Here is a 4,196-nt window from a genome sequence, read left to right as displayed (position 1 = left end):
GTCGCTTTTCAACGCGGCCATTACCCGGACTGGCCAATGCGAGTGTGTCCACCCCAGCATGTACTTCCGGATCATCAGGCAGCGACCAGTAGCGATCAAACCGCTGTATCAACATGGCGGTGCGGTCGCCTATCTTTTCAACTTTGACGGGAGGAACGACAAGCCCCACTTCCCGAGCCAACTGCAGCGTTCCGTATTCAACCCAGGGCAGGTTGATGGGCTCCTTGCGTCCACTGAATTTGGCGAGCCAAAGGACACCCGTTTCGTCTCGTATGGAGGCTTTGGGTCTTGCACCGCCCAGTGCTGTTCCGGCCACAAATATGGGCTCCAGATTGGCGGGCACAGGCAGCCCCTCTTCGATGCGATCGGCCGCCTCTATCAGGTACTGCAGTGACCTTACTTCACTGATGCCGGGCGCTGCCGTTGCTTGCAGGTCGGTCCGGATGTCCAGGGCACCTACGCGATCACTGCCGGCATGCAGCAAGTAGGCCGATTCGGGCAAGCTGTTGGGCGGCACTTTCAACTTGGACTCGATCACTCTGCGCCCCCATGCGTCGGGAGCGGCATCGCGAATACCCCCGAAGAGGGTGAGCCCCGCAGGTGGCAGCAACGCCCGGCCCTTGATCTCCAGTTTGTTCTTGAGACCCAGTGCGACGGGATCGATCTCCAGCGCATTGGCGCGCTCAATGTAGCGCGTACTGGTGTTGGAATTGGCTCTAGCGCGACACCGTCGAAGGAAACGGCACAAGCCATGGATGCTTGTCTGCTGTGCAAGTACCAGGATGTAAAGGCCGGGAAAAAGTACAACTTGGACTCACTATACAGGCATCACAACGGCTATGCAATTTTCTGCTGCCACCGTGTCGCTTTCTTAGAGTCCGGGCGCCTTGCGGACGAATATGGTTTCCTTGCATCTGATTACCGCATCGGCGCGGCGTTTGGCCTACTTGACGACAAGTCGGGGAATGCCTTTTTGGGAAAAAGCCCAATCCCAATTCCTGTCTGCGTCGCATCCCAGATTGATCTGTGGCTTGCCAACCTGAGGATCTTTGACGCCAGGCTTGAGAAGCTAGGGATCACTCCTGATACCCCAGTTCGCAAGCGAATTCAAGAGGTGCTACAAGGCGCCAACGTCCCTCTCTTCTTTCGCATTGTGGACGGCTACCCTGTGAATATTGGATCCGCAGACGTAAGCGACGCATTGCCCAAAGAGCTCAAACTCAAGCTGGACGATGGGCGCCATTTCATGCAAAACGCACTTCGACGAAAGGGCGTGCAGTCGCCACTCGTCGATGGAGCAGTACGACATCACACGGCGGGAACTGCGTTGAGTTCCGGCATGTCAAACGCCACTCAGATTGAGTGGCTCGCTATCGCCGCCGACGCTATAGATCAAGTCGCTATTGAGCTCGGATTTTTCCCCATCGTGGGTCTTGGAAAATAGCATGAAAAACGCCAACTTCTCAGACTCTAGTGTTCCGCATGGAAGCATTCCACGTAAGACATCTGGCGCGCGAGTTCAAGTCCACTATCTTCCTCAACAAGGGTTTCACTTCACACCGACAGAGCTCACAGAAAAGGCCGCTGACCGCTTTGGAAAATTCATGGAAAGCGTCATCAGCAGTCCGCTGAGCACTACTCCGCTCGAACCTGAAGCGCTGGTCGCTTCCTGCGCTGTTGCGTTCGAATTGTTGAACTACAAAGATCTTCCTGAATTCCTTGAAAAACTTAACCAGGCAAAGACCTACGGCAATTTCACATACGCCAGTTGGCATACCAACGGCCAACTTGACCGGCGGGCAATTTCCGGATTCACACTGATCGCGCTTTCCAAATTGACAGCGACGGTAGATTGGAAAACCACCGTACCCAAGGTCATGCCAGCAGTGCTGAATCTATACGACTTCGGCGACTTGCCAAAGCCCGCTCAGACTTTGAAGTCTGTATTTCTGGACATGCAAGCTTGGATATACCTGCAGATGCCTATGCCATTCCTGTCGCATCATCTGGGCTGTGTGCAGGCCACGCCCCTTCCGGAAACCGCTTGGCAACGTCGCTTTCAACTGCACACACCACCGGTGTCCCATCAGGAAGCGCGTGCAACTGCTGAATTGACTGAAGAGACCGGTGTCGTTATGGAAACCTACCAGGAAACCGCACCAATTCTGAGCGGCGCCTGGTACCTTGAGGAATTGGCTTCACTTTGCAAAGGCCTCAGTGGCAGCAATGTGTCGATGAGGGATTCAACGGTCTGGAAAGAGTTGATGCGTCGGTTCAGGTCGCTCTCATACTCCTTAAGAGATGCAGGCCCAAACGAAGCTGTACTCACCGGTTGGGCCATGTTCGTCGCTAAATTGGGAACCTTGCGCAAGAAAAATCCACGGTTAAGCCGCTTGGCTGGTTACCTTTCGGCAGCGACAAAGCGTCTTCACGCTGCTCTACGTGGCACGGGACGGCATCCAGCAGATTTGAGTTCGAAAGAATGGGACCAATTGTTCCGTGATGTTCTCGCCCTGGACCCAAATAACAACACGCTGCGTGCTGCTTTGGCGTCTTTCCATTTGTACCTCTGTGTCACCTTTGATTCGGAACCCATCGGCTGGCTCCATAAGTCCTTGGAACGGTCCCAACGGCCTCGGGCCAACTGCATCTGGCCGCATGAAATCGCTCGCCTTCCCGATGCGATCGACCGTTCTACCGGCGACCTGCGTCTTCGCGATCAGGTGAAGACCTGGGCACAACTTCTCACGTCAGCGCAAATTCGCTTCGGTGAACTGAAGTGGATCCGTCATAAGGACATCATCGAATTTGAAGATCACATTCAGATTCATCTGGCAAACCAGCCCTACGTGGGATCCGGCAAGACTCCTGCGGCCGATCGCCTGGTCTTCATTCGCAATCCAGATGCCATTCAGGTATTAAAAGATTGGCTGGTCAGGCCCGAGTTCAAGAGCGCTGACCGCGGTTGCTTTATCTTTGCAGCTCCTGACAATCCGCGAAATATTTACAAGCTGGGCAAGGGATACGCCCTGCTCACCCGATGTTTAAAAGAGGTCACTGGATGCAATGACTTTTCCATTCATCTTTGCCGCCACACATGCATTTCCCTGGCACTAGAACAGGCGTTATTCCTGATGGTCGAGTTCCACGAAATCAACCCAATTCATGAAGTACAGGTGCAGTCCGGACACCAGTCCCCCGAGACAACCTGGCGAACCTATTTTCATCTGATGGAAGACGCCATGCGCTACTGGCACGACCGTGCTTTACGGCGCCTGACCATTCGCTCCCGCGCTGCGGCATGGTGGAGCGACAGGTCCGACTTCAATTTGCGCCAGGACAAACACCGCGGAAAGGAATAGATATGTTTCACCTACTAGATGCAATCAACGCTGCCGCAAAAGCACATCAACCCAGGTCTGCTCCGCTCAGTGCTTTTCAAGGAACAACCATAGCGCCCATTCAACAGGCATTCGAGGGGCCAACACTAGAACTGGTGATTTCAGTGCTCTCGGACTTGTTCGCCAACTTGCCATTTGAAACCACAGCATCCCGCCGTGGTGTGACCACGGCTTTTGTCCGCGCATTACTTGACGGACTAAATCCAGCAATTTCGCGAGTGCTCGGCGATGCAATCCCTGATGCAAGCCTTCTAACCGACGCGCAAGCGCTAGCAATGACGCTTTCCATTTGTAATCATCTCAACATCAAATTCAGCAGGCTCTCAAATTCAAGATGGAAGCACTCGCAAAAGCTTGCTAGCAACTGCGGCACGGCCGAATTGCTCGAACTTACCAACGCTTGGTTAGACCTCGCGCAATTTGGGAATGTCAACACGCCTCCTTCGCAGGCAACCGCCGATTTTGTCAAAGGCTTGCACCTCCTCGGAATCCCTGTGCATCGCATCGCGATTCGAATCAACCCGAACCCAAAGGATGAAGCGGCGGTCCTTGCACGGTCAACAAATTTCTTGAAACAACAATTTCACACGCGATTCGGTGCGGCACCTCAGTTTGATAAGAACAAACCCCGGCGCGGACGGTCGGGTCTACACGGACGTCACCCCATGTGTTGATTCCAGCGTCAATCTGAGCCAGTTTGCAGTCGAATTTTGAGCCACACGGTTTAAAGGTATTTTTGGCTACTCGATTGTGGATAAGTCTACATCTGGAGCTTCCCCTTTCTGTATTTTTGCC

4 protein-coding genes are annotated in these 4,196 nt (G+C 53.8%); 3 read left to right on the top strand and 1 reads right to left on the bottom strand.

What is annotated here, in order from left to right; genetic code table 11:
• On the bottom strand, positions 1 to 748 hold a 748-nt coding region (locus DIC66_RS22575), incomplete at its 3' end, for a type II toxin-antitoxin system HipA family toxin (protein ID WP_199534827.1).
• Positions 749 to 751: 3 nt separating this feature from the next.
• Here DIC66_RS22575 and DIC66_RS23025 point away from each other — a divergent pair.
• From DIC66_RS23025 to DIC66_RS23020, 3 genes are read left to right on the top strand one after another with little or no spacing between them, the layout of a single operon-like run.
• The gene (locus DIC66_RS23025) at positions 752 to 1,444 is read left to right on the top strand and encodes a hypothetical protein (RefSeq protein WP_147321402.1); all 693 of its coding nucleotides are present in this window, start codon (positions 752 to 754) and stop codon (positions 1,442 to 1,444) included.
• A 1-nt stretch (position 1,445) separates the two neighbouring features.
• Entirely contained in the window at positions 1,446 to 3,362 is a 1,917-nt protein-coding gene (locus tag DIC66_RS22570) for a site-specific integrase (RefSeq protein WP_147321401.1), read from the top strand.
• A 2-nt stretch (positions 3,363 to 3,364) separates the two neighbouring features.
• Positions 3,365 to 4,075, top strand: a complete 711-nt coding sequence (locus tag DIC66_RS23020; RefSeq protein ID WP_147321400.1) for a hypothetical protein — start codon at positions 3,365 to 3,367, stop codon at positions 4,073 to 4,075.
• The last annotated feature ends 121 nt before the right edge of the window (positions 4,076 to 4,196 follow it).

The organism is Rhodoferax lacus (assembly GCF_003415675.1).
Lineage (GTDB): Bacteria > Pseudomonadota > Gammaproteobacteria > Burkholderiales > Burkholderiaceae_C > Allorhodoferax > Allorhodoferax lacus.
This window is presented reverse-complemented; position numbering and strand designations above follow the sequence as displayed.